At 29.3% G+C, this 25,750-nt stretch carries 24 protein-coding genes and 1 riboswitch; of the genes, 3 read left to right on the forward strand and 21 right to left on the reverse strand.

The window, feature by feature from the left end; all coding sequences use genetic code 11:
* Positions 1–79: 79 nt before the first annotated feature.
* From ACTG46_RS17670 to ACTG46_RS17705, 8 genes are all read right to left on the reverse strand, one after another.
* The gene (locus ACTG46_RS17670) at positions 80–664 is read right to left on the reverse strand and encodes a hypothetical protein (protein ID WP_479923321.1); all 585 of its coding nucleotides are present in this window, start codon (positions 662–664) and stop codon (positions 80–82) included.
* A 14-nt stretch (positions 665–678) separates the two neighbouring features.
* The gene (locus ACTG46_RS17675) at positions 679–1,122 is read right to left on the reverse strand and encodes a hypothetical protein (RefSeq protein ID WP_479923322.1); all 444 of its coding nucleotides are present in this window, start codon (positions 1,120–1,122) and stop codon (positions 679–681) included.
* The gene (locus ACTG46_RS17680; protein ID WP_479923323.1) at positions 1,123–1,995 is read right to left on the reverse strand and encodes a pilus assembly protein PilM; all 873 of its coding nucleotides are present in this window, start codon (positions 1,993–1,995) and stop codon (positions 1,123–1,125) included. It lies immediately after the preceding gene.
* A 39-nt stretch (positions 1,996–2,034) separates the two neighbouring features.
* Positions 2,035–2,385, reverse strand: coding sequence for a type II secretion system protein (locus ACTG46_RS17685; protein ID WP_054271734.1), 351 nt, complete (start codon positions 2,383–2,385; stop codon positions 2,035–2,037).
* Between the two features lie 51 nt (positions 2,386–2,436).
* Positions 2,437–3,522 (reverse strand): type II secretion system F family protein, encoded by a 1,086-nt coding sequence (locus ACTG46_RS17690; protein ID WP_479923324.1) that lies wholly within the window; start codon positions 3,520–3,522, stop codon positions 2,437–2,439.
* 151 nt (positions 3,523–3,673) lie between these two features.
* Positions 3,674–5,017: a GspE/PulE family protein gene (locus ACTG46_RS17695; protein ID WP_222153447.1), complete on the reverse strand. Its 1,344-nt coding sequence runs from the start codon at positions 5,015–5,017 to the stop codon at positions 3,674–3,676.
* 28 nt (positions 5,018–5,045) lie between these two features.
* Complete coding sequence (locus tag ACTG46_RS17700; RefSeq protein ID WP_479923325.1) at positions 5,046–5,726, reverse strand: DUF881 domain-containing protein; 681 nt, start codon at positions 5,724–5,726, stop codon at positions 5,046–5,048.
* A 218-nt stretch (positions 5,727–5,944) separates the two neighbouring features.
* The gene (locus ACTG46_RS17705) at positions 5,945–7,024 is read right to left on the reverse strand and encodes an ATP-binding protein (protein WP_407814660.1); all 1,080 of its coding nucleotides are present in this window, start codon (positions 7,022–7,024) and stop codon (positions 5,945–5,947) included.
* Between the two features lie 287 nt (positions 7,025–7,311).
* Positions 7,312–7,427: riboswitch (FMN riboswitch) on the forward strand.
* 180 nt (positions 7,428–7,607) lie between these two features.
* Here ACTG46_RS17705 and ACTG46_RS17710 point away from each other — a divergent pair.
* A complete protein-coding gene (locus tag ACTG46_RS17710) occupies positions 7,608–8,978 on the forward strand; it encodes an MFS transporter (RefSeq protein WP_479923326.1) in 1,371 nt (456 codons plus the stop codon).
* Between the two features lie 195 nt (positions 8,979–9,173).
* Here the strand turns inward: ACTG46_RS17710 and yihA are convergent, their stop codons facing one another.
* Both yihA and lon read right to left on the reverse strand, forming a co-directional pair.
* A complete protein-coding gene (gene yihA / locus ACTG46_RS17715; RefSeq protein ID WP_054271740.1) occupies positions 9,174–9,785 on the reverse strand; it encodes a ribosome biogenesis GTP-binding protein YihA/YsxC in 612 nt (203 codons plus the stop codon).
* Positions 9,775–12,138 (reverse strand): endopeptidase La, encoded by a 2,364-nt coding sequence (lon, locus tag ACTG46_RS17720; protein ID WP_054277659.1) that lies wholly within the window; start codon positions 12,136–12,138, stop codon positions 9,775–9,777. The genes yihA and lon overlap by 11 nt, the downstream gene beginning before the upstream one ends.
* 171 nt (positions 12,139–12,309) lie before the next feature.
* On the opposite strand from lon, the gene ACTG46_RS17725 reads away from it, so the two are divergent.
* Positions 12,310–12,822, forward strand: a complete 513-nt coding sequence (locus ACTG46_RS17725; RefSeq protein ID WP_021386213.1) for a chromate transporter — start codon at positions 12,310–12,312, stop codon at positions 12,820–12,822.
* On the forward strand, positions 12,810–13,337 hold the full coding sequence (locus ACTG46_RS17730; protein WP_054271742.1) for a chromate transporter: 528 nt from the start codon (positions 12,810–12,812) through the stop codon (positions 13,335–13,337). Before ACTG46_RS17725 ends, ACTG46_RS17730 begins: the two co-directional genes overlap by 13 nt.
* Positions 13,338–13,407: 70 nt before the next feature.
* Here the strand turns inward: ACTG46_RS17730 and clpX are convergent, their stop codons facing one another.
* The 11 genes from clpX to ACTG46_RS17785 all read right to left on the reverse strand — a co-directional run bounded on the left by clpX (position 13,408) and on the right by ACTG46_RS17785 (position 25,499).
* Positions 13,408–14,658 (reverse strand): ATP-dependent Clp protease ATP-binding subunit ClpX, encoded by a 1,251-nt coding sequence (clpX, locus tag ACTG46_RS17735; RefSeq protein ID WP_054271743.1) that lies wholly within the window; start codon positions 14,656–14,658, stop codon positions 13,408–13,410.
* Between the two features lie 18 nt (positions 14,659–14,676).
* Positions 14,677–15,261, reverse strand: a complete 585-nt coding sequence (gene clpP / locus ACTG46_RS17740) for an ATP-dependent Clp endopeptidase proteolytic subunit ClpP (protein WP_021386274.1) — start codon at positions 15,259–15,261, stop codon at positions 14,677–14,679.
* 148 nt (positions 15,262–15,409) lie between these two features.
* Positions 15,410–16,696, reverse strand: coding sequence for a trigger factor (gene tig / locus ACTG46_RS17745; protein WP_054277661.1), 1,287 nt, complete (start codon positions 16,694–16,696; stop codon positions 15,410–15,412).
* A gap of 193 nt (positions 16,697–16,889) precedes the next feature.
* Positions 16,890–17,360: a metallophosphoesterase family protein gene (locus ACTG46_RS17750; protein ID WP_054277662.1), complete on the reverse strand. Its 471-nt coding sequence runs from the start codon at positions 17,358–17,360 to the stop codon at positions 16,890–16,892.
* On the reverse strand, positions 17,360–18,709 hold the full coding sequence (rph, locus tag ACTG46_RS17755; RefSeq protein ID WP_054271746.1) for a ribonuclease PH: 1,350 nt from the start codon (positions 18,707–18,709) through the stop codon (positions 17,360–17,362). The genes ACTG46_RS17750 and rph overlap by 1 nt, the downstream gene beginning before the upstream one ends.
* 156 nt (positions 18,710–18,865) lie before the next feature.
* Positions 18,866–20,890 (reverse strand): NAD-dependent DNA ligase LigA, encoded by a 2,025-nt coding sequence (gene ligA, locus ACTG46_RS17760; RefSeq protein ID WP_167640297.1) that lies wholly within the window; start codon positions 20,888–20,890, stop codon positions 18,866–18,868.
* 367 nt (positions 20,891–21,257) lie between these two features.
* The gene (locus tag ACTG46_RS17765; RefSeq protein ID WP_407814664.1) at positions 21,258–22,040 is read right to left on the reverse strand and encodes an ABC transporter permease; all 783 of its coding nucleotides are present in this window, start codon (positions 22,038–22,040) and stop codon (positions 21,258–21,260) included.
* Positions 22,041–22,049: 9 nt separating this feature from the next.
* Positions 22,050–22,820 (reverse strand): ABC transporter permease, encoded by a 771-nt coding sequence (locus tag ACTG46_RS17770; RefSeq protein WP_479923327.1) that lies wholly within the window; start codon positions 22,818–22,820, stop codon positions 22,050–22,052.
* Positions 22,804–23,727, reverse strand: a complete 924-nt coding sequence (locus ACTG46_RS17775) for an ABC transporter ATP-binding protein (RefSeq protein WP_407814666.1) — start codon at positions 23,725–23,727, stop codon at positions 22,804–22,806. Before ACTG46_RS17775 ends, ACTG46_RS17770 begins: the two co-directional genes overlap by 17 nt.
* A 147-nt stretch (positions 23,728–23,874) precedes the next feature.
* Positions 23,875–24,804, reverse strand: coding sequence for a sensor histidine kinase (locus ACTG46_RS17780; protein WP_479923328.1), 930 nt, complete (start codon positions 24,802–24,804; stop codon positions 23,875–23,877).
* Between the two features lie 2 nt (positions 24,805–24,806).
* Positions 24,807–25,499: a response regulator transcription factor gene (locus ACTG46_RS17785; RefSeq protein WP_479923329.1), complete on the reverse strand. Its 693-nt coding sequence runs from the start codon at positions 25,497–25,499 to the stop codon at positions 24,807–24,809.
* Positions 25,500–25,750: the final 251 nt, after the last annotated feature.

The raw sequence follows: 25,750 nt of genomic DNA on the forward strand, positions 1-25,750 counted from the left end.
AATGGATTATCGTAAAACTAATTCCTCTATAAAATTTTATTAATTGATAATAGTTTTTTACTTTGTCTATTCTTTTTTGTTATATGACTCTAATTGTCATTTTACATTCAACAATATTGTCTTTTTCTTGTTTATATTCATTATAAATATTTTGAATATCTAAATTACTCGTTTTTAATTTGCTAATTTCTATTTTTTCAAATTTATCATTTAAATTTAAATTCTTCATTAAACCTTCTATTTTCAATATATTCTCAAGTTCACCATTAACTTTTATTTCTAAATTAACTTGTTTTTTATTATTATTATCTAAACTATTTTCTTGGTTAATATATTCTATATTCACTACATCTTTCAATTTATTTTCTACTAATAACACCATATCTTTATTTGTTTTTTTATCTAAAAATGAATTATTAAAATTACTTTTCAATTCTTCATTTCCATTTAATTCAACATTTTCTATATATTTATCATCTTTATAACTATTATCCTTTATTTGATAATTATCTTGCTTATTTATTTTATTTATTAGATTTTGTTTTTCTTTCTTCAAACTGGTTAAGTTTTGTTCTAATGGACTTAATATTATATTAGTAGCTAATACAATAATTAATATTAATAATATTTTTAGTAAATTTTTTTCTCTATTATTTAACCTCAAAAATAATCACCCATCTAACTTTTTATTCTAAACCTATAGTTATCTCCATCTCTTACAATACTGTCTATATAATAACCTTTTATGTACTTTATTTTTCTTAGATTATTTAAAACATCTAAATCATTACATACACCTTCCATTTCTAGCTTATTTTTATCTATTGATATTTTAGTAATATTATTTATTCCTACAGTTTCATATATTTTTTTTACTTCATTAAATCTTATTTTAGGAAATTTCTCTCTAGTCTTTTCAGCAACTGGTATAGTCTGTTTTGGCTCATTTATTAAGTCATTTTCACCTATATAACTTTTAAGTTCGTTTATAGATTTCACATATATAAACGATTTAAATAAAACACATGTTAAAATTAAGACTATTACTGCTTTATATACCTTATTATAAGGTTTAATTTCTTTTAATCCATTGAGAAAGTTTATAGTTTTACAAGATTTCATTTAAACAATCATTCCTATATTACTTATATAATTTATACTGCTATTTTCTAAATTTCTATCAAAATTATTTTCTATCTTTACTTTATCTTTTAATTTCAATGGATTTATTTCTATATACCTGTCTTTATCTTCAAAGTATTCTTCAATAAAATTATTTTCTATTCCATAGTAATAAACACACTTAAAACTACTTAATAGCTTCTTTACTGATTCATAGGATTTTATTTCTTTTGATAGTAAATAAGTCTCTTCTATCTTTTTACCTCTTGTTATATTTATAATGAACTGATTTTTTTTACACTCTATAAAAACTCCTTCTTCTAAAAAATTCTCTATCAAGTCTAGGTTTATGAGTTTTTGTAATATATCAAAATTTATATTTATAGCTTTGGGGTTCAAGTTTAGATTTGTTGAAATGCTCTTAATTAATTGAATAATAATCTTTGGAAAAAGAATTACTTGTATATTTAATTTATCATGACTAGAATTTATAACTTTATATTTTATTGAAAAGTCGTTTATATTTATTGGAATGTATTGTGTTATTTCAAATTCAATCATATTTAATATATCTCTTTTTTTCTTAGTATCTAGAATTTCAATATTTCTAATTACTATATCTTGAGTTTGAATATTAAAGTATAAATTTTTATATGATATTTTTAATTTACCTATCTCCTCTTTTACAAATCTAACTACATCTTCTATATATCTAACCTTAATAACATCTTTGCTATCGTTTTTTATATTAAAATTTATTTCTTTTGTAATTGATTTATCTATAAAAATTTTTTTGTGATTTTTTCTTAAAAATACAATCCTTATATAATCATCATTTATCTCTAAATTTAAAATTTTTTTAATTATAACCATCTCCTTTAATTAAGCTATAAAAATGCATATATAAAAATACTACTTAGGATAAAATTGTTTAGAGTTTACATTTACACTTATATCTGCACCACTATCACTTATAACAAGTTCAAATTTGCCAGATGTACTTTGAGGAACTGGAACAGTATTCAAATACCCTTTTTCCTTTAGAGATTCTACGCTTAAAGATTGTGTTATGTTTTCATCATCATTAATAGCCATACTCGCTGCTGTTACTATGTTGGCAGCATTTGTATAATCTGCATTTAGTTTTGCACTTTCTTGAACCTTACTGTACTTAACTAATGCTATACTAGATATAACACCTAAAATTGTTACTACTACAATCATTTCAACAAGTGTAAATCCCTTTCGTTTTTTATTTATCAATTAAATATTCTCTCCTTTTAAAAATTTTATTAGATAAAATTTATTTTTTTCTTAAAAACTAGTAACTGCATCGAACATGGGAATAACCATAGATAAAATAAAAATTCCGATAATTAATCCCATAAATATAATTAAAACAGGTTCTATAAATTTCATTATTTGCTCTATTTTATTATTTAATTCACTTTCATAGAATTTATTTATTACATCTAAGCTTTTATCTAGTTTTCCACTTTCTTCTCCTGTATTTGTCATTGAAATAAATAATTTAGGAAAGATATTTGCTAAATTCAAAGACTTACCTATACTATTTCCCTTTTTTATATAGTTATTGGAAATATTTAATCTTTCACAAATAAATTCATTATCTACAACACTTGCTGACATTTCTATAGCTTCCACTATTTGTATTCCACTACTAATTAAAATAGATAAAGCTCTAGAAAATCTGGTTGTAACTACTAACTGATTAATTTTTCTTACAAAAGGCATTTTAAATTTCAGAGAATTAATCAATTTTTTTACATTATCATTTGTTCTAAGAAAATAAACAGTTGCTATTAAAAATAATAAAAGACTAAGCATAAGATAACCTATGTTATTTGTAACTATTGTGGATATACCTATTAAAACTCTTGTTATTAAAGGTGGTTCAATTCCATTACTTGCAAAAACCACCTGAAAATTAGGTATTACAAATATGAATATAAATATCATTGACATGATAGATAATGCTATGAGTATTATTGGATAGATTGAAATATTTATTATTTTCATTTTTAATTTGTATTCTTTATCATAATAATTAGATAAATCATTCATTATTACATCTAGGCTTCCACTAGTTTCCCCTGCTCTTATCATGCTTATAAAGAATTTAGAAAATGTACCTGTTACCTGAAATGAATCTGCTATTGAGTTACCTTTTTGGATGTGATTTGATACTATATTAAGCAAATTTTTTACTTTTTTACTAGACTGACCCTCAATGACTTTAAATATCTTTGTAATTTCACATCCAGATTCTAATAATATACCTATCTCTTTGCAAATTACTCTAACTTCTTTATCACTAATTCTATTTAATATTAAATAAAATTTCTCTAAATTATAAAATATACTTTTAGATAATCTCATGCACTATAATTCCTTCCAAATTATATTAATTGCAATTAAATAAACACAATATTTTTTAATTTAATACATTTAATTTTGTCTAACTTAAATATAACTTATGTTCAAACATTTTAATTAAAGTAAATTAAATGAAGTTAACTATATAGTTCAATTAAATCATTTCATTTACTACTAAACATTCTTCTAATGTCGTTATTTTTTCATTTATTAGTCTTTTACAACTATCTTCAAATGTTATCATTCCATTTTTTTGTGCCACTTCTTTAATACTACTAGAATCATCTATATTTCTTATACATGTTTTTATGTCATCATTTACTTCTAGTATTTCATAAATTGCTGTTCTTCCAAAATACCCTTTGTCATTACATCTTTCACAACCTACAGCTACTTTAGTATTTACATCTCCACTAAAATTGTCTTTTATCATAATCTCATGACTACAATGATTACAAACTTTTCTAACCAGTTTTTGAGAGATAACACCTATAAGAGATGCATTTAAAAGATATGGTGGTATTTGCATTTCTAATAATCTAGCTATAGAAGACACTGCATCATTAGTGTGCAAAGTACTTATAACTAAATGACCTGTTATAGCTGCTCTTACTGCTATTTTAGCTGTTTCTGCATCTCTTATTTCTCCGACCATTATTATATCTGGGTCTTGTCTTAATATTGCTCTAAGACCCACCTCAAAACTTAATCCTATTTTTGAATTTACTTGTATCTGACTTATTCCATCCATCTTATACTCTACTGGATTTTCTATAGTCATTATATTTTTATTTATACCTTTTAAATCATTTAATAAGGAATATACTGTTGTAGTCTTTCCGCTGCCTGTAGGGCCTGTCACTAGTAATATTCCTGCTCTTTTACTTATTATATTACTTATAGACTTTATTGCTTCTTTTGAAAAGCCCAGTTCTAGCTTATCTTTTAAGAAAGTATCTCTGTTAAGTATTCTTAAAACAATTTTTTCACCATATACAGTTGGTATTGATGAAACTCTAATATCAATTAGGTCACCTCCCAACTTTATATCTACTCTACCATCTTGTGGAAGTCTTTTTTCCGTTATATCCATTGAGGCCTTTAATTTCACTACAGTAGATAATGATGGATATATATCGATTAAAAACTTTGATACTTCTTTTAATTCTCCATCTACCCTCATTCTCACTATTAAATGCTTTTCAAATGGCTCTATATGTATATCACTTGCATTTTCTTTTATAGCTTTTTCTAAAAGATTTTCAAATAATTTTTTTGCATAATCTTCATCAAGTTCAAAGTTATTGTAATATTTATCAATCTTCTCACTTATAAGTTCTTTTTTCTCTTTTTTCAATATAATTTCTTTACCTGTAGCCAATCTCAAATCCTGTATGGCATATATATCTTCATCTTCTATTTCTACTACTAAATTATCATCTTGAAATTCTACTGGAAATACATTATATTTTTTTGCAAGCTTTTCTGGTATTAACATTGGTAAACTGCTTTCCTCTAATATAATCTTAATCACCCTTTATATACTTTAATTTATTAGGTATATTCATTTTTTTCATAGAGATATTTTCTTCAGTTTTTATACTTACTTTCATTGGATAAGTCGTTTGTATACTGTCTAAATATTCACTGCCTTTATCCACATAATCAGAGAGTTTATCCTTATCCCCAATGCATTTTATTTCATAAGGTTGTGCTACAGGAACTCCATTTATATTTATATGGCTTCCTGCAAGTACAACTTCTGAATACTGATTGATTCTTTGACCATTTATTTCTATGTATTTTGCTCCATTTACTTTTAGTTCATTTACAACTTTTACAAGTATTTTATTATAGTCTATATTATTTGCTATATTCCCTGTTTTTTCATCTATAGCATCTATACTTACTATTATTCCACTGCCCTTTACATCTGAATATGATAGATTTTCTCTAAGAGCTTCTATTTCTGAGATTTCTTTAGAATTTTTTTGATTACTTTTCATTGAATCAATTTCTTTATCTAATTTATCCTTTTCCTTTTTTAATTCCTTTATAGACTTTCCTGTCAATTTTATTTCTTTTCTTATTGACTTATCTTTACTTGTATAAACTGTTTCTTCATTACTATAATCTCTAAATATGGTTCCAACAAGTATACCTAAAATAGTACTCGCTAGTATTATAAACACATATGGTTTTTTCATACTGTATTGCTCCTTACAAATTTATTTTTATATGATAATTTTCTTTAATTAAACCTTGAGCCTTTATATATATTTATTATATCAAACTTATATATTAAAATTCATCTTTAGTATATAATATCATACATCAAAAAAAGCAAAATGGCATAGCTTCACAGCTACACCAATTTACTAAAAGTTATATTTTATAATTATCATCTGATTTAAGATATATATTCTTATACATTCTTCTCATATTTTGAAATTCTATTAACTAGTTTATCTCTTAATTTTCCAACTTCATCAAATCTCATATTAGGGATATAGTAACTTTCTATAATATCATGTTTAGACTTCGCTCTCTTAAGATTTAATACAGCCCAACAAATTAAATCATCCAAAACTTTCTCATCAAATTTAATATCTTCTTCATATTTAAGTAATTTTTCTCTATTTAAAAATTGATTTAAATTAATGGTTTCCTCTTCTTTAAAAGTTGCGCTTGTAGTTATACCAATATCTAAGTCAGTCAATAGTACAGTCTCAACTTTTTCTGGTATAAGTGGATAATGATAAACTTCTACATTTAAACCTTTTTCAATAGCTTTCTTATACACTTTGTTTAATAATGTAGTTTTTCCAGTGCCTATTTCACCATCTAAATAATAAACCTTATTTACATCTTTTAATATGTTTTCTGTATAATCTAAACATCCTACAGGAGTTATAGCTGAACCAAATAAATGCTTCTCTCTTTTCAAATTTCCTGTGCTTTCAACTCCATCAAACAATTTTTTAATAAATTCTTCTGTAACTAGATTCACTTTACCATAATCCATACAATCAGAATATTTTTCCTCTATATCTCTAAAGATTGGTTCTGATGCTTTTAAAAATTTAAACGCTCTTTTAAATGCATTACTAATATCCTTATCGTATGCCGATATTTCTTGTCTATTTTTTTCCAACTCTTCTGTGTTCCAGTAATCACCTAAATTAATTATCTCGTCCAAAGCTCCTGGTAACTTTGGGTCCATAGTGTGTGGAGCAGTTGCATCCATAAGTACCACGCCTAATTCCTTTATAACTACACCGTCCAATGAACTTGGGTCAGAAGGACAGTTATATAATTCAATATCATATCCTCTACTTAAAAATTCTTTATAAATTTTTTTCATAAGTGAGGATTTTCCTACTCCAGGGCCACCTTTTAAACAAAAAACTCTTTTTACATTTTCAGGAATTATATATTCAAAAAAAGAATATGAGCCTTGTGATGTGTTTCCACCTGGAAATGCCTTCTTTACCTTTCCTTCCATAATTAGCGCCTCCTCATAATTTACAATATCTCTTAATTAAGATATTAATATTATACGAGTTTTGTTACAACTTTATGCTTTTGATAAATCTAAAACTTATCATTTAATACCAATAAAAAATTAATTTTATCTAATTATAGTAGATTCTATACTATGTGATTTAACTTTTATATGCTTTTATCTGGAAGTCTAATTTAACTCTTTATACAGTAATATAGTTGTATCTTATTCAAATCCAATTGTTTCCATTATGATTTTATGTTAAAATAATATTACAAAATACATCTGTTTTTCTTCAGAAACGGGTGAAATTCCCTATCGGCGGTAAAAGCCCGCGAGCCTTATGGCATAATTTGGTCAGATTCCAAAGCCGACAGTAAAATCTGGATGGTAGAAGAAAATAGTATATGAGTACCTTTATGTAATTTTACATGAGTAATCTATACAACTCCTTCAACTACCGTATTTATTCATGAAATTAAACACATTCGAGGTACCTAAGATGTAGGTGCTTTTTTTGTTGTTTATTTTATAACTATTCTGTACTTATAAAATCTATTATATAAAAGATTGGAGTGTTATCATGAAACAAAAATGGATAGTATTAATTATAATCTGTATTGGTGTATTTATGTCTACTCTTGATGGAAGTATACTAAATATTGCAAATCCTACAATTGCTGCTGACTTTAAAATTAACATGTCACAGATTCAGTGGGTTGTAACAGCTTATATGCTTGTCGTTACAGCAACTATGTTATTTTTTGGAAAGCTCGGTGATAAAGTAGGTTCAAATCGTCTATACACATTAGGATTTTTTGTATTCACAATAGGTTCTTTTCTGTGTAGTATATCACACAACTTATCTACATTAATTTCTTCAAGAATATTTCAAGCAGTTGGGGCAAGTATTTTAATGGCAACTGGACTTGGTATAGTTTCTAATGCATTTCCAGCAAATGAAAAAGGAAAGGCTATAGGAATCACTGGCGCTGTAGTTGGTATAGGAAATATGAGTGGTCCTGTAATTGGAGGTATACTTTTAGAACATTTTGGATGGCCTTCTATTTTTATTATCAATATACCTATTGGTATCATAGCAGTTTTTCTTGGAATTAAATTTCTTCCTAGACCTGCTTTAGATGAACAAAATAAAAGCTTTGATATTCCAGGTCTTCTGCTATTTGCAACTTGTACTACACTTATATTACTTGCGATGAATGGAAAAGGAAACACAAGATTGTATCTAGGTATAGCATCACTTATCATCTTCTTATTATTAGCATTAAGAGAAGTAAAATTTGAACAGAGCTTTATTGATTTACCTTTATTTAAAAATAGAAATTTCACTGTAGGCAATATTATTGGAATCGCTTGTTACTTCCCTCAAATGGCAGTATCTTTCCTACTTCCATTTTATTTAGAACAGTTAAAAAATCTATCTCCTATGATGGCTGGTTCTGTAATGACTGTCCATCCACTTATTATGGTACTTATAGCACCTATTGCAGGTTCTCTTTCTGATAAACATGGTGCAAAGAATATTCTAACAACATCTTTTTCATTTATGACTATTTCACTCGTTGGAATGGCACTTTTAAAAGCAGATTCACCATTATATCTTTTAATTGTATGTTTAGTTATTTTCGGACTCGGACTAGGTGCTTTTAGTTCACCAAACAATAGTAGCATTCTTGCAGATGTTCCTCCTCAGAAACAAGGATATGGAGGTAGCTTTCTTGCAACGGTTCGTAATTTATCATTTGCTCTTGGAACAGCATTTTTTAGTAGCTTCTTTGCACAAAGCCTTACATATAATCAAAATTTCAAAAGCCATACAGCAGCCTATGTTATAGCTAGTAATCAATCTTATTGGATTGCTGCAGCAGTATGCTTTATAGGACTTATACTAACTATTTTCTTTATGAGAAAAACAGAGAAATCTATTTCTTAGATAAAATTTATTTCTGATTTCATCAGTGACTAAGTTTTTAAATATACTAATTTATATCAAACCTTGAAGTTTTTTTAATTTATAACAATAAATTGCTAATATCTATTGTTTATAAACAACAAGGATGCCAAAAAATATCCATTAGAATTATTTTGAGGCATCCTATATTTTATTTTGATATTAATATAGTTATAACTAATCTACTGTTATCTCATATCCATGTTGATTATATTGATTTACAATTTCTTCCCATAGTTCTTCAACACCAGTCTTTTTTAATGAGGAAACAGGGATTACTTTTTCGCTACTTTCCATTTGCAATTTTTTTCTTATTATGCTTATATGTTTTTGATATTGTCCTCTAGATATTTTATCTGCCTTAGTTGCAATAATCACACAGTTATATCCGAAGTGTTTTATCCATTCATACATAAGCTTATCATCTGCTGTAGGCTCATGTCTAATATCTACAAGTAGAAATATAGAACATAATTCTTGTCTACTTTCTAGATATCTTTCCATTATGCCTCCCCATTTTTCTTTTTCAGACTTAGCTATCTTTGCATATCCATAACCTGGAAGGTCCACAAAATAAAATTCATTATTTATTAGATAAAAGTTTATAGTTCTAGTTTTCCCTGGTGTTTGACTAGTTCTAGCAAAGTTTCTTCTATTAAGCAATGTATTTATTATTGATGATTTCCCAACATTTGACCTACCAGCTAATGCTATCTCTGGAATACCTTCTGCTGGATACTGTGATTTATTCACAGCACTCATAGTTATCTCTGAACTTCTAATTTTCATTCTTCTCACCACTCTTTAACAAAGCTTGTTCTAATACTTCATCCATATGTTCTACAAGTACAAACTCCATTTTTTCTTTTACATTTTCTGGTATCTCATCTAAATCAGCTTCACATTCTTTAGGAATTAATACTTTTGTTATACCAGCTCTATGAGCTGCTAATAATTTTTCTTTAACTCCTCCTACAGCTAATACTCTACCTCTTAAAGTTATCTCTCCTGTCATAGCTATATTGCCTGGAACAGGTCTTTTAGTAAGTGCTGAAATTACTGCAAGAGCCATAGTTATACCAGCTGATGGTCCATCTTTTGGAACAGCACCTTCTGGAATGTGTATATGAATATCATTTGTCTTATAAAAATCTGGGTCTATATCAAACTTGTCCACTATTGACCTTATATAAGATATACCTGTCTTAGCAGATTCCTTCATAACATCTCCTAGCTTACCAGTCAATACAATTTCGCCTTTACCTTTAAGTACATTTACTTCTACTTCAAGTGTAACTCCACCAACTGCTGTCCATGCAAGACCATTTACTAATCCTATTTGAGGATTAACTTCTGCAAGTTGATACTTAAACATGTCTTTTCCAAGATATGTCTCTAAGTCAGACTTATTTACAATAACTTCTTCAAGAGTTGGGTCTTCAACATATTTTTTTGCAACTTTTCTACAAATTTTACCAATAGTTCTTTCTAGTGTTCTTACACCTGCTTCTCTTGTATAATGATTTATTATACTTCTTAAAGTCTCATCATCCATTTTTATGAAGTTTTCTTTTAAAGCATGCTCTTTAATTTGTTTTGGAAGTAAATATTTTTTTGCTATATTTAATTTTTCCTCTTCTATATATCCAGATACTTCTATTATTTCCATTCTATCTAATAATGGTCTTGGTATATTACCTAGGCTGTTTGCTGTTGTAACAAATAGTATTTTTGATAAATCAAAAGGTATTTCTAAGTAGTGGTCTACAAAATCCTTATTTTGCTCTGGGTCTAATACTTCTAGCATTGCTGAAGCTGGGTCACCTTTATAATCTGCTGCCATTTTATCTATCTCATCAAATAAAAATACAGGATTTTTTGTTTGTGCTTCTTTTACTCCATTGATTATTCTTCCTGGAATTGAACCTACATAAGTTCTTCTATGACCTCTTATTTCTGCTTCATCTCTAACTCCACCTAAAGATATTCTTACAAACTTTCTATTCAACGCTCTAGCTATTGATTTTACTATAGATGTCTTTCCTGTTCCTGGAGGACCAACTAGACATATTATAGGGCCTTTAAGTGATTTAGCAAGTGTTCTTATAGCTAAGTATTCTAGTATTCTTTCTTTTACTTTCTCTAATCCATAATGGTCTTCATCTAGTATAGCATTTGCCTTATTTATATCCAACTTATCTTTTGTTTCCTTATTCCATGGCAATGAAAATATAGTATCCAAGTAGTTTCTACTTACAGATACATCTGGAGACATTGAAGATATCTTTGAAAATTTATCTATTTCTTTTTCTATTTTTTCCTTAGTTGTCTTAGGTGCTTTTATTTTTTTAAGCTTTTCTCTGTATTCATCAGCTTCAGAATTTATATCTTCTTCTTCACCTAATTCTTTTTGTATTGCTTTTAGTTGTTCTCTAAGGTAATATTCTTTTTGAACTTTATTCATCTGTTTTTTAACTCTTAAAGTTATCTTCTTCTCTATTTTTAGTATATCTATCTCTTCTAATAATATAGAATAAATAAGCTCAAGTCTTTTCTTAATATCAAATTCTTCTAATATTTCTTGTTTTTGGCTTGACTTTAGATATATATTGGCAGCTATTGTATCTATAAATCTATCAACATCTTCTATATCAGCCAAAGATATTAATATTTCTGGTGATACTCTGTTTCCGATATTTATATACTCTTCAAAGGCATCAAATACATTTCTTACAAATGCTTCAATTTCAACTTCTGTCTCACTATCTAAATTGTCACTATCAAAGACTATTTCTTCTATTACTGCTTTGAAATACCCTTCTTCTTGTTCTATTTGTTTTACCCTACCTCTTGATACACCTTCAACCAAAACACGAACTGTATCTCCTGGTAATTTTATCATTTGTTTAACTTTACAAATTGTCCCTACATGATAAAAATCGTCTTCTCCTGGCTCATCAACTTCAGCTTCTTTTTGAGATGTTAAAAATATAAGTTCTTCCTCCATCATAGCTTGGTCTAAAGCTTTAAGAGATATCTCTCTTCCTATATCAAAATTTAATATCATATATGGAAATATTGCTAATCCTCTTAAAGGAATTAGCGGTAATTCATGATCTATTTTAGTATAATTTTGTTCCATCAACATTACTCCTTTTCTAGTCTAATTATTTTGATTTTAATATTATATATTCGAACAAGTTAATTTTCAACATTAATGATAAATTCTTAGCATATTATATTACTATTTTATTATGATATAATATTAATGTTAGTATACTTAGATGTTATTTATCTTTTGGAGGTTTCTATTATGTTGAAATTGTTTTTAACTTTTTTAAAAATCGGTGCGTTTACGTTTGGTGGTGGATACGCTATGGTTCCTCTTATACAAGATGAACTTGTAAACAAACAAAAGCTTTTAGAGCAGGAAGAATTTATTGATTTTCTATCCATAGCTCAAAGTTACCCTGGAGTACTGGCAGTTAATATATCTGTATTATTAGGATATAAACTTTATGGTATACCAGGAGTTCTTATATGTACCTTAGGCTCTGCTTTACCATCATTTTGTATAGTATTAGTCTTATCATATCTATATTTTAAAAATTCATCATCTAAAATTTTAGATGGATTTTTTAAAGGAGTTGCCCCTGTCGTAATAGCTCTTATATTGTATTCTTTTACGAGCATGTTTAAGAAACTGCCAAAGTCTAGAACTAACATACTACTATTAATTATAGCAGTTTTATCTGTTGGTGTATTCAATATAAGCCCTATTTATTTAATAATTGGAGGAGGTGTATATAGTCTATGTCAGAAATAACACTACTCTTTTTAATATTCCTTAAAATAGGAGCCTTTAGTTTTGGTGGTGGATATGCCATGCTGCCATTTATTCAACAAGAATTTATATCTAAATACCACCTAATAACTAATCAAGAATTCTTGGATTTACTTGCTATATCACAATCTACACCAGGCCCTGTAGCAATAAATAGTGCTACATTTGTAGGGTTTAAGACTGCAGGTTTTTTTGGTTCTCTGTCTGCAACTATTGGTGTAACGATTTTTGCATTAGTAGGTCTAACTATTATATCAAAGTTATTTTCTAAGTTCAAAAATAATAAAAAAGTAGAAAACTTATTGATGGTTCTTAGACCAATTACTTTAGGATTCATATTATCGGCAGCTTTTTCATCTGCCAAAGAAGTTAATTGGGACTTATATGGAATAATTGCATTTATAGTATCCTTTTACCTTTTATATAAAGGAAAAATTGGTTCTATTGCAATTGTATTCGTCTTTGGTGTTCTAGGTATATTACTCTCATTTTTATAATGTAATATCTAGTTTTATATTAAGCATATTAACATAAAAAAAGGAGCCTTTAAAGCTCCTTTTCATCATCTTATGCACTTTCCTCTTGATCCTTAAGTACTATGATAGGATTTACTGAGTCTTCGTTCACAGATTTCTCTGTTACTATAACCTTCTTTATATTATCTCTAGATGGTACCTCAAACATAGTCTCCATCATTACGCTTTCAACTATACTTCTAAGCCCTCTAGCTCCTGTATTTCTTTCTATAGCTTTTTTAGCTATTGCACGAAGAGCACCTTCTTCAAATTCTAGTTCAACATCATCCAACTCCAATAGTTTTTTATACTGTTTTACTAGAGCATTTTTAGGTTCTTGTAATATCTGCATCAATGCATCTTCATCCAGTAATTCTAAAGTAGCTAAAACTGGTATTCTTCCTATAAATTCAGGTATTATACCATATTTTAATAAATCCTCTGGAAGTACTTTTTCATATAGCTTTCCTAAATCTAATTCTTTCTTACTTTCTATCTTAGCTCCAAAACCTAGTGTTTTATCTCCACCACGTTTTTGGATTATTTTTTCTAATCCATCAAAAGCTCCACCTAGTATAAACAATACATTAGTAGTATCTATCTTTAGGAATTCTTGATGAGGATGTTTTCTTCCTCCTTGTGGTGGAACATTTGCAACAGTACCCTCTAATATTTTTAGAAGGGCTTGTTGAACACCTTCACCACTTACATCTCTAGTTATAGATGGATTTTCAGATTTTCTTGCAATTTTGTCTATCTCATCTATATATATTATACCTCTTTCAGCTTTTTCTATATCAAAATCAGCAGCTTGAATAAGTTTTAGAAGTATGTTTTCAACGTCTTCTCCAACATATCCAGCTTCAGTTAATGATGTAGCATCAGCCATTGCAAAAGGTACATTAAGAGTTCTTGCTAGAGTTTGAGCAAGTAATGTCTTTCCAGAACCAGTAGGTCCTAGTAAAAGTATATTACTCTTTTGAATTTCTATATCCTTGTTACTAGATTTTTTGCTGTATATTCTCTTGTAATGATTATAAACTGCAACTGATAAAGCTTTTTTAGCTTTTTCTTGACCTATTACATAATCATTTAGAATCTCCATCATTTCCTTTGGCTTTGGTAATGATGTAGTATCTTCATCTATAGTATCTTCTATTTCTTCTTGAATAATTTCGTCACAAAGTTCAACACACTCGTCACAAATATATACATTTGGACCTGCAATTAATCTTCTTACTTGATCTTGATTTTTACCGCAGAATGAACACTTTAATTGTCGTTTTTCTTCATATTTAGACATATTAACACCTCTCTCTATCTACGGTCTCTTTGTAAATACTTCATCTATTAAACCATATTCTTTGGCTTCTATTGCACTCATGAAGTTATCACGTTCAGTATCCATTTTTATTTTCTCTAATGGCTGACCAGTTCTTTCAGATAATATCTCATTTAGAGTTTCTTTTATTTTTAAAATTCTTTTTGCATGAATTTCTATATCTGTCGCTTGACCTTGAGCTCCACCTAATGGTTGATGTATCATTATCTCACTATTTGGTAGTGCTAGTCTTTTTCCTTTTGCTCCTGCTGCCAACAAGAATGCTCCCATAGAAGCAGCCATACCTATACATATAGTGCTTACATCTGGTTTGATGTATTGCATAGTATCATATATAGCCATTCCAGAAGTTATACTTCCTCCTGGAGAATTTATATATAAATGTATATCTTTGTCTGGGTCTTCAGCTTCTAAAAATAATAGCTGTGCTACTATAAGCCCTGCTGTGGCATCGTTAACTTGATCTCCTAAGAAGATTATTCTGTCTTTTAATAGTCTAGAAAAAATATCATAAGATCTTTCTCCTCTTCCTGTTTGTTCAACAACTACAGGTACTAATGCCATGGTTTCATACCCCCTTTATTCTATATAATTTACAGTAGCTTTTTTAAGCTACTGTAAATTATTATACGCATTTAACTAAATTATATTTGCACATCATTATATACTAAACATTCTATAACGTCAACTATATTAGTTAGCGTTTATTTTATTAAGCTATTGTTGCATTCTCAACTAATAAATCTATTGTTTTTCTTATCTTTATTTGTCCTTTTATATCTTCTTTATCAGCATCTCTTAAAGAAGCTTCTATTTTGTCTATTTCCATATTGTAAGCAGAAGCCATTTTTTCTAACTCAGCTTTAAATTCTTCTTCTGTTGCTTCAATTCCTTCAGCTTTAGTTATTGCTTCTAATACTAGAGAAGATTTAACTAATTTTTTAGCATCTTCTTTTCTTTCTTCTCTTAATTCTTCCATAGTTCTACCAGTCATCTCTAATAATTGTTGTAATCCAAATCCTTGATATTGTAATTGGTAGTTAAGTTCATTTAACATATTATCTATTTGATGTTGTACCATAACTTCTGGTATTTCTATTTCTGTATTTTCAGCAACTTTTTCTACTACTGAATTTCTAGTTTCTGCATCTGCTCTATTTTTAGCTTCTTCTTCTAATTTAGCTCTTACATCTGCTTTTAATTCATCTAAAGTGTCAAATTCGCTAGTATCTTTAGCAAATTCATCATCTAATGCAGATAATTCTTTTACTTTTACATCATTTATTTTCACATTAAATACAACTGGTTTTCCAGCTAAATCTTGTGAGTGGTATTCTTCTGGGAAAGTAACATTAACTTCTACTTCTTCACCAGCTTTTTTACCTACTAATTGTTCTTCAAATCCTGGTATAAATGTGTTTGAACCTATAACTAAGTTATAATTTTCACCTTTACCACCTTCAAAAGCCACACCATTTTCAAAACCTTCAAAGTCTATTATAGCTGTGTCTCCATCTTCTAAAGCCTTATCTTCTACACTTACTAATCTAGCATTTTTTTCAACCATTTCTTGTAGTTTAGCTTCAACATTTTCGTCACTTACAGTATTCTCAACCTTAGCTATTTCTATACCCTTGTAGTTTCCTAATTCAAACTCTGGTTTAACTTCTACATTAAGAACCATAACTAATCCATTATCTTTGCTTATTTCTTCTATATCTAAATCTGGATTGTCTATTGGGTCTATATCTAATTCCTTGATAGCTTCTGGATAAACTTCTGGGAATAATATTTCTATAGCATCATTATAGAATATGCCTTTTCCGTATTGAGTCTCTATAACAATTCTTGGAGCTTTACCTTTTCTAAATCCAGGTATATTGTATTTATTTCTGCTTTTATTATAAGCCTTATTTACTGCTGCTTCAAATTTATTGTTATCTACTGTTATTTTTAAAGTAACTTTATTACCCTCTTTTTTAATTAGTTCTGCTTTCATCCTTCTAATCCTCCTAGTGATATTTATGTAATACCCGATAATGGTATCATAATTCATTCTATTTATAATTCAACCACTTAATTATATCACATAAGTTTTTTTATTTACAAGTGTTCCATTAATATCGTTGCACTTATTTGATAAAATTTAATTTTTTGAGTGTTTTTTGCCGTTTTTTTGGATAAATACACCCTTATATACGTATTTCTTCAATATTTATGTCATCATCTTCTATGTCCATAATAACAAAACTTTTATACGATACTCCTCTTGGAAGTGAAGTACTTCCAGGATTTATGTAAAGCACATTATCTTTAATTTCTCTAAACGGAGTATGGGTATGACCAAATATAACTATATCAGCTCCAACTTCACTTGCCTTGTTTTCTAACATCTGTGTTCCGTATTTTACACCATACTTATCTCCATGGCATAAAAATATAGTTTTATTTGCTACTTCAAAGACAACTTCTTCCTCAACAGCATCAAAGTCACAATTACCTTTAACTGCAATGATTCCCACATTAGTCATGCTGTAAATATATCTTGAGTCTGTAAAATTGTCTCCTGCATGAATTATTAGGTCACATTCTTTCAAATATGGTATTGCTTTTTCCATATTTTTAATCATCATATGTGTGTCACTTACTATACCTATCTTCATTACTTCACTACCCTTTTTATAAACTCTTGTTTCATAAGTTTTAGTGCATTTGCTCTGTGGCTGATTGAATTTTTTATAACACTAGGTATCTCACCAAAGGTTTTATTATATCCTTTTACTATAAATAAGCTATCATATCCAAAGCCATTTTTACCCTTTTCTTCAAAACCTATTGTTCCTTCACAGATTCCTCTTACTACAAACTCTTTTCCATCTGGGAAAACTACTGCTATTGCAGAGACGAATCTTGCATTTCTTTTACTAATTGGTATATTTTGCATAGATTTTAATAGCTTTTCTCTATTTTCTTCATCTGTTGCATGTTCTCCTGCATATCTAGCTGAATAAACACCAGGTTTTTTGCCTAAAGCATCTACTTCTAAACCTGAATCGTCTGATATTGCTATAAGTTTAGTTTTTTTAGCTATTGTTCTAGCTTTTATTAATGCATTATGCTCAAATGTTTTTCCATCCTCAACTATTTCTATACCTGCTAGGTCAACATCTTTTAAAGAATACACTGTATATTCAAAGTCTTTTAAGATTTCACCTATTTCTTCTAGCTTATGAGCATTATTAGTAGCAATTACTACTTCATTACCATACTCCATACCTAATATCTCATCTGCTATTTCACCTAAAGCTTCTCTTTGAAACCTTATTAATTCTTTATTCCCTTTTTCTCCTAACTCTAACAATAAATTTAAATCTTTTCTCGAAAAAGGTTTCTCTTCTCCAGTCCCCTGTACTTCTACAAACTCACACTTATCAGTCATTATTATATTCATATCTACCTGTGCTTTAGAATCTTCTTCATAACATAAATCCAACATATGTGTTTCATTTACTATTCCAACACTGATTGCAGATACAAAATTTGTTATTGGCATTTCTTTTATTGTCTTTGCTTTATACAATTTATATATTGCTTCTGCAACTGCCACAAAGGCTCCTGTTATAGACGCTGTTCTAGTTCCTCCATCAGCTTGTATAACATCGCAATCTACCCAAATAGTTCTTTCACCTAATTTATTCAAATCTACAACAGACCTTATTGCTCTTCCTATCAATCTCTGTATCTCTTGTGTTCTTCCGTCGATTTTCCCCCTAGATGCATCCCTTATCTTTCTTTGTTGTGTTGCTCTTGGCAACATAGAATATTCAGCATTTATCCATCCAGTACCACTATTTCTCAAAAAAGGAGGTACTTTCTCTTCTACTGATGCAGTACATATAACCTTTGTCTCTCCCATTTCTATAAGAACAGAGCCTTCTGCATACTTTGTATAATTTCTGCTTATCTTTACAGGTCTTATCTGGTCATTACTTCTATCATAACTTCTGGTCATTTTTAATATCCTTTCTTATATTTTTTATATTTTATAAAGTTATTTTTTATAATTTTTAATTTAATCAAATATTATATTGTTTTTTTATAATCTCATTAGCTTACTGAACTATTCTATCATTAATTATAGTAGTTTTCTAGTAAATTAAACGACTTTTTAGCCCTCTAATATAGCTTTTACTTCATCTTTCGATGATAAATTCAATAATTCTAAAAAACTATCTTCATCTATAACTTTAATTCCTAAATCATTTGCTTTAGTAAGTTTAGAGCCAGCTTCCTCCCCTGCCAAAACAAATGTTGTCGATTTACTTACACTAGATGTAGCTTTTCCACCTCTTTTTTCTATCATATCTTTTGCATCATTTCTTTTTAATGTAGGAAGTGTACCAGTCAATACTATTTTCATTCCTTCAAATATCTTTTCTACATTTTCTCCTGTATTATTCAATGATTTTGTGTTTACTCCTACACTTTTCAACTTGTTTATAACATTTATATTTTTGTCTTCCTTAAAAAACTCGACAACGCTGTTTGCCATTATACTTCCGAATTCCTCTAATTCTTCCAGTTGCTCACTTGTTGAAGAAATTACATCATCTAAGTCCTTAAAGTTAGATGCAAGTATTTTAGCTGCTTTAACTCCTATAAATTTGATACCTAATCCATTTATAAGTCTCCATAAATCATTTTCTTTTGACTTTTCAATTGAGTTTATTAAATTATCAGCAGACTTTTCACCCATTCTCTCTAGGTCGACTACATCTTCCTTTTTTATATAGTATAAATCAGATACATCTTGGATTATTTTTTCATTTAACAATAACGTAATTATAGATTCTCCTAGACCATCTATATTCATTGCATCTCTTGATACAAAGTGTATAATTCCCCTTCTTATTTGAGCTGGACAAGACATATTTATACACTTTACAGCAGCCTCCCCTTCTAATCTTACTGTTGGTTCTGAACATACAGGGCATTTTTCTGGCATCTTAAAATCTATTTCATCTCCAGTACGTTCTTCTGTTATAACTTCTAAAACTTGAGGTATTATATCACCTGCTTTTTGAACTAATACTGTGTCATTTATCTTTATATCTTTTTCTCTTATATAATCTTCATTATGAAGTGTAGCTCTACTTACAGTAGTACCTGCAAGTCTGACTGGTTCAAGTATTGCTGAAGGTGTTATTGTACCTGTTCTACCAACTTCTACTATTATATCTATTATTTTAGTTTTTTTCTTTTCTGCTGGAAACTTATATGCAATTGCCCATCTAGGGCTTTTTGCTGTATATCCCATTTCTTCCCTCTGTTTTATATCATTTACTTTTATTACCATACCATCTATCTCATATTCCAAATTACCTCTATTCTCCGTCCAGTATTCAATATGTTCAATAACTTCATCGATATTTTTACAAACTTTATAACTTTGGCTTACTGAGAATCCTAATTCTTCTAAATACTCTAGGGATTCACTGTGACTTTTTAAATCATATTCTTCTATATTTTCCATATTAAATATAAATATATCTAAAGGTCTTTTGGCAGTTAATTTTGGGTCTAATTGTCTTAATGAGCCTGCTGCAAGGTTTCTTGGATTAGCAAATAAAGGCTGTTCTTGTTCTTCTTGTTGTTCATTTACTTTTCTAAAATTATCTTTTGAGATATATACTTCTCCTCTAACTATTAGTTCTTTTTTGTCATTTATTTTAAGAGGTATACTTTTTACTGTCATCAAATTGTGAGAAATATCTTCTCCTACAATCCCATCTCCTCTAGTTGCACCTTTTTCGAACTCTCCATTATTATAAGTAAGACCTACAGAAAGACCATCTATTTTAAACTCAACAACATATTCAACATTGTCTCCTATATATTCTTGAACCCTCTTGTCAAAATCTTTTAAGTCCTGTTCTGAAAAAGCATTCGATAGACTTAACATAGGAGTTTTATGGACAATTTGATTGAATTTATCTAATGGCTTACCTCCTACCCTATTTGTTGGAGAATCAATTCTCTTTAGTTCTGGATTTTCTTCTTCCAAAGAAATTAATTCTTTCATTAATTTATCATATTCATAGTCTGATATTTCTGGGCTATCCTGATTATAATACCTTTCATTATGGTAGTTTATTTTTTCTATAAGTTTATTAATCTCATCTTTAACGCTCACTTTTGCACCTCTTTATATTTTTTAAATTAAATTATTTTAAGATTTCCTTATAATTGATTATTTCCTATTTATACATTTTTTAGTATATCACTTTTTTGACTTTAAATTTATTACAAAAAAGTGCTTATCCAAAAATCTACACATAATGTAGGAACTCTTCCTCTATTCTGTAGATATTGTTAGAAAGTATAATTATTGTACCACTTTGTTTTCAGCTACATAATTTTCATATTAGAAATACTATATATTGGGATATTAGGTTGTCAAGGAACATAAAATAGTCATAATTTGCTAAATATAAAAAAGCGACTGCTCTGAAAAATCAAAGTAGTCGCTTATTAGAAATACAGGAAAAGTACTATTGATGTTATTTGTGAGAAGACTTTTTTCGTTTTATCCCTTTTTTCTTAGATATAGCCATAACTTTATCATAATTTGGTGTTAGTGCAAGTAGAATAGCTGTCACTATTAAAATCACAATTAAAGTCATTACACCAATAAGTGGCTGATAAACAATACCCCCGCCATTGTTATATCTAGAGAGACCAAGCCCTGCTGTGATTGGATAAAAGTCTGTTAGATTTCTTCCTGCGACAAATACACCACAAAAGCTATAGACAAATGCAATTCCTACACCTGCAAGAAATGTATTTTGTTTACAACCAAAATAAACAATAATTGGTAAAACAGCAACATAACAACACAGATTAACAATCAAAAGCTGAAATAAGGATTTTACAACGATTATAACAGCTATATTGATATGACAAAATATCAATCCTAAAATAACTGTGCATAAAAAGCTAAAAAAACTTAGAAGGACAGTAAGTCCTCCAATCACAATTAGTTTTCCCACTAGCAATTTACGCAATGAAACAGGAATAGTCAGTATGTTCTTTAAGGTTTGATCTGTATACTCACGATTAATAAGATATCCTCCAATCAAAGTAATAACAAATGGAAAAGCAAGGCTGAAATTATTCCAGATGACTCCATTAGCAAAACTTTCATACGTTAGAGGTTCGTTACCATGAGAGCTTATAATCTGAAAAACTGCCAATAGTGCCGAAAATATAACAGCAACAATACCCACCCATAGAATATTATATCGTTTTATTTTTTGAAATTCCGTAGTAATTATATCAAACATAGATACCTCCTAATTCTCCTGTTTCTTATAAATCATGCATATCAACAGGGCTGCCATAATTGCTATCAAGCATAAAGCACTTACACAAGCAAAAGTTGAAAGTAAATATGGTTGTCTAAGTGTTGTATATTTTCCAGTGGGGTCTCCCCAAAATGCCATCCACCATCGCATAATAATTGGAGAAGGCAATATGCTTAATAGTGGGTTATTTGGTTCAAAATTAATAATATTTAAGGATATACTAAAATTGAAAATAGCATATACAAAAGAAAGTATAATGGAAAAAATATAGCTACGGTTGAAATATACAATGAACACTACAATTGGAAGTGAAACAACAAAAAACATAATACCAAAAGTAATGCTCATCCCTAATTTTATAGCAATTTCCTCTACTGTTCCAACAATGAGTCCACCAATAATGGTAGCACTCAATCCAACAACGGAATAAAGCAGTGAAACCAGCAATAAAACAATGAGTTTTGCCAAAGCCAGTTTCTCTTTTGGTACTGGTACTGTCGCTAGATTTTTTAATACATCATTATCCCTCTCTATAAAAAACAGCTGACTAGCAACGATACTCAATACAACTGGTAGTAGCAAAAAATATCCAAAATTGATAACTAATTTGAACAATTGCTCAAAAGGCAAGTTGTCCTTTGCAATCAAAATTGTCGAAGGAATTGGAAATAAACAAGCACTTAAAATAGAAATCATGATAAATTTTAGCCTTTTGAGTTTTGAAAATTCACATGAAACCAGATCAAGCAATTCCTTCACCTCCTGTTACTTTCTTGAAGTAATCTTCAAGAGTGTCCTCACACAAATGAGATTCTGATACATCAATTTGATTTCGAATGAAAATGCGATTTATTGAAGCAACTGAGACATCTGTATTATAAAGCATAATATTGTGATCGTCTGCTATTTTGAAATTTTTCAAGTGAAGTTGCGTTTCCAAAATCCTTGCCGCCTGTGCTGCATCTGACACACCAAAATGTATGTATTTACTATTTTTTACTTCCAGTTCCGCAAGACTTTCTTCTTCCAGTAAAATGCCCTGGTCAATAATGCCAATGTCATCTGCCAGTAAAGAAATTTCAGAAAGAATATGACTGGATATCAAAATAGTTTTACCTTGTTCTGTACAAAGATTGCGAATAAATGTTCTTACTTCTGCAATGCCAATTGGATCAAGCCCATTGATAGGTTCATCCAAAATAAGCAGCTCTGGGTCATGCATAATGGCAAGAGCAATCGCCAGCCTTTGTTTCATACCAAGAGAATATTGAGAAAATAACTTTTTATCATTGTATTGTAAACCTACTACTTCCAATGCTGATTTCACTGCATTTTTCTTTGGTATCCCTCTAAGTCTTGCAAATATTTTGAGATTTTCTGTCCCTGTCAGATTAGGATAAAAACCTGGTGATTCAATCAGACATCCAATTCTAGGAAGAAGTTTATTTTCATTCTTCTGAATATCTTGACCGAATATCTTAATTTCCCCAGTAGTTGGTTTTGTTAAACCCAATAACATTTTCATTGTGGTTGTTTTACCTGCACCATTTCTTCCTAGTAAACCATAAATACGGCCTTTTCGAACGTGAATATTCAAATTAGAAACGCTCTTTTGAGCGCCATACTGTTTCGTTAAATTTTTCGTTTCAACAATTAAATTATTCATAGATAGTAAAAGCCTCCTTTGTTTATCTAAAATTATCATACAACTTCAATCTTGCATTAACCTTACAACAACCTTGTACTAACCTTGCAATTTTAGAATTCACAAAAAATCCCCCTGTGTATGTACACCACATAGGGAGAAATAGCTTTATATTAATGGTAAACTGACTGTAAATACAGTGCACTTTCCAATGTCACTTTGTACAGAAATGCTACCACCCATTCGCTCTACCATCTGAGCTACGATGGATAGTCCCAAACCACTACCTTTTGCTGAATGACCCTTGTCACACTTATACAGTCGCTCAAATATGTACTGTAAATTTTCTTTGGCAATCCCCACACCATTATCCTCAACACTGAGTAATACCATTTTAGAATATTCACTCATAGTAATCTTAATTTGGCTTGCTTGACTGTGAGCAATAACATTTTGAACTAGATTATTAATCACACGTGAATATCCATCTGGATCGAGATTGACCATAAATCGCTTTTCTGGAATATCAATTTCAAAATCCAACTTATTCTCACAGAAGATAGGAATCCAGTCTTTCAGAATATTGCGTGACAACTCTGAAATTTCCACAGATTCTATTGATAGCGTAAATTCATCAGAGTTAAACCTAAACCAGTCAAAAATCACATCAATATAATCCTTAAGATCATATGCTCTAAGTCTTGCTATTTCAATGTATTCCTCACGCTCTTGTCCAATTACGATACCACTATGTGCAGCATCCATATAGCCAATCAGAGTTGTTAATGGTGTACGAACATCATGAGATAGATTAGTCATAAGTTGCTTGCTAGTTTCATCCGCCTTTTTTAAAGAAAGTAACTTACTTTCATAATCGTAGACAATCTCATTAAGCTTATAAACCAATGGAGCCATCACATCGTGTGGCTTAACCAATATTTTGCGATTTCCGTTTCCATTTTGTACATCTTCAAGTGTTTCTTCTATATCTTTTAGGCTGCGTCTAACATGACCAAGTTTGGAAAATGCTAATATAGAAAAAAGAAGCAAAGCAATCGACAACAAGAGTAACAAGAGAATAATTGTTTTCGCATCCATTTTCATACCTCCATATTAAATTGATACCCAATCCCTTTTATTGTTTGTAAATACTTTGGGGATGACGAGTCTAGTTCAATTTTTTTACGTAAGCGACTGATAATAGCCATGATATTGCTATCATCATAGACATATGGTTCACCCCACACTGCCTCATAAATCTGCTGCTTCGTCAAAATCTTTCCCTGATGCCTTGCACAGAAAAGAAGCACACCAAACTCCTTTGGCGGAAGTAATATAGTTTTACTTTCAGTAGTCACTGTATGCTGGTCAATATCAATCAATAAACCTTTAAAAGAAAGTTGTTGTGGCTCTTCATTATTAGGATTAAAACGAGTGTAACGTCGGATTAGAGATAGGACACGAGCAGTAAATTCGGCAATCTCAAATGGCTTAGTCAGGTAGTCATCTGCACCAGCCCTCAAGCCATTCACTTTGCTATAATTATCACTTTTCGATGTCAGCATTAAAATGGGGATATTGCTGTATTTTCGTATTTGTTCCATTGTTTTGAAACCATTCATACCTGGCATCATAACATCAAGAACCACTAGCTGATAATCTTGTTTTGAAAGTTCAGTTAGTCCATCTTCTCCAGAATTGCAATAGTTAGCTTCAAGCTGTTCAACAGAAATGCTTTTTTTCAGCAAGATGCAAAGATCTTTATCATCATCTATAATTAAAACTCTATTCATCTGAGCTCCCCTTTCTATAGCCATCAGTTGTGTCCTTGGGAATTATCCCTACTATAGCAGTACTAAGACAACGCAATAGTAATTTATCATACAAGGAATTATACCCCATTTTTATTTGATTTTTCATTTTTCACTTGATTTTTTTAGTATAATGTAATTCGTATTTGTACATTAGACACCCATTAGTATATTTCATCCTTTCTAAAAAATCAAGTATTCTACAATTGTATATTTATTATATATGTAATTGG

It is taken from the genome of Clostridioides sp. LIBA-7678, from assembly GCF_056716065.1.

Excerpts from the sequence above, each read along its gene's own strand:
- ACTG46_RS17710 (WP_479923326.1), top strand. The coding sequence starts at position 7,608 with ATGAAACAAAAATGGATAGTATTAATTATAATCTGTATTGGTGTATTT.
- ACTG46_RS17675 (WP_479923322.1), bottom strand. The coding sequence starts at position 1,122 with ATGAAATCTTGTAAAACTATAAACTTTCTCAATGGATTAAAAGAAATT.
- ACTG46_RS17775 (WP_407814666.1), bottom strand. The coding sequence starts at position 23,727 with ATGAATAATTTAATTGTTGAAACGAAAAATTTAACGAAACAGTATGGC.
- ACTG46_RS17785 (WP_479923329.1), bottom strand. The coding sequence starts at position 25,499 with ATGAATAGAGTTTTAATTATAGATGATGATAAAGATCTTTGCATCTTG.
- yihA (WP_054271740.1), bottom strand. The coding sequence starts at position 9,785 with ATGAAAATTAGAAGTTCAGAGATAACTATGAGTGCTGTGAATAAATCA.
- ACTG46_RS17690 (WP_479923324.1), bottom strand. The coding sequence starts at position 3,522 with ATGAGATTATCTAAAAGTATATTTTATAATTTAGAGAAATTTTATTTA.
- ACTG46_RS17725 (WP_021386213.1), top strand. The coding sequence starts at position 12,310 with ATGTTGAAATTGTTTTTAACTTTTTTAAAAATCGGTGCGTTTACGTTT.
- tig (WP_054277661.1), bottom strand. The coding sequence starts at position 16,696 with ATGAAAGCAGAACTAATTAAAAAAGAGGGTAATAAAGTTACTTTAAAA.
- rph (WP_054271746.1), bottom strand. The coding sequence starts at position 18,709 with ATGACCAGAAGTTATGATAGAAGTAATGACCAGATAAGACCTGTAAAG.
- ACTG46_RS17730 (WP_054271742.1), top strand. The coding sequence starts at position 12,810 with ATGTCAGAAATAACACTACTCTTTTTAATATTCCTTAAAATAGGAGCC.
- clpP (WP_021386274.1), bottom strand. The coding sequence starts at position 15,261 with ATGGCATTAGTACCTGTAGTTGTTGAACAAACAGGAAGAGGAGAAAGA.
- ACTG46_RS17700 (WP_479923325.1), bottom strand. The coding sequence starts at position 5,726 with ATGAAAAAACCATATGTGTTTATAATACTAGCGAGTACTATTTTAGGT.
- ACTG46_RS17750 (WP_054277662.1), bottom strand. The coding sequence starts at position 17,360 with ATGAAGATAGGTATAGTAAGTGACACACATATGATGATTAAAAATATG.
- ACTG46_RS17765 (WP_407814664.1), bottom strand. The coding sequence starts at position 22,040 with ATGTTTGATATAATTACTACGGAATTTCAAAAAATAAAACGATATAAT.
- ACTG46_RS17705 (WP_407814660.1), bottom strand. The coding sequence starts at position 7,024 with ATGGAAGGAAAGGTAAAGAAGGCATTTCCAGGTGGAAACACATCACAA.
- lon (WP_054277659.1), bottom strand. The coding sequence starts at position 12,138 with ATGGAACAAAATTATACTAAAATAGATCATGAATTACCGCTAATTCCT.
- clpX (WP_054271743.1), bottom strand. The coding sequence starts at position 14,658 with ATGTCTAAATATGAAGAAAAACGACAATTAAAGTGTTCATTCTGCGGT.
- ACTG46_RS17695 (WP_222153447.1), bottom strand. The coding sequence starts at position 5,017 with ATGTTAATACCAGAAAAGCTTGCAAAAAAATATAATGTATTTCCAGTA.
- ACTG46_RS17780 (WP_479923328.1), bottom strand. The coding sequence starts at position 24,804 with ATGGATGCGAAAACAATTATTCTCTTGTTACTCTTGTTGTCGATTGCT.
- ACTG46_RS17680 (WP_479923323.1), bottom strand. The coding sequence starts at position 1,995 with ATGGTTATAATTAAAAAAATTTTAAATTTAGAGATAAATGATGATTAT.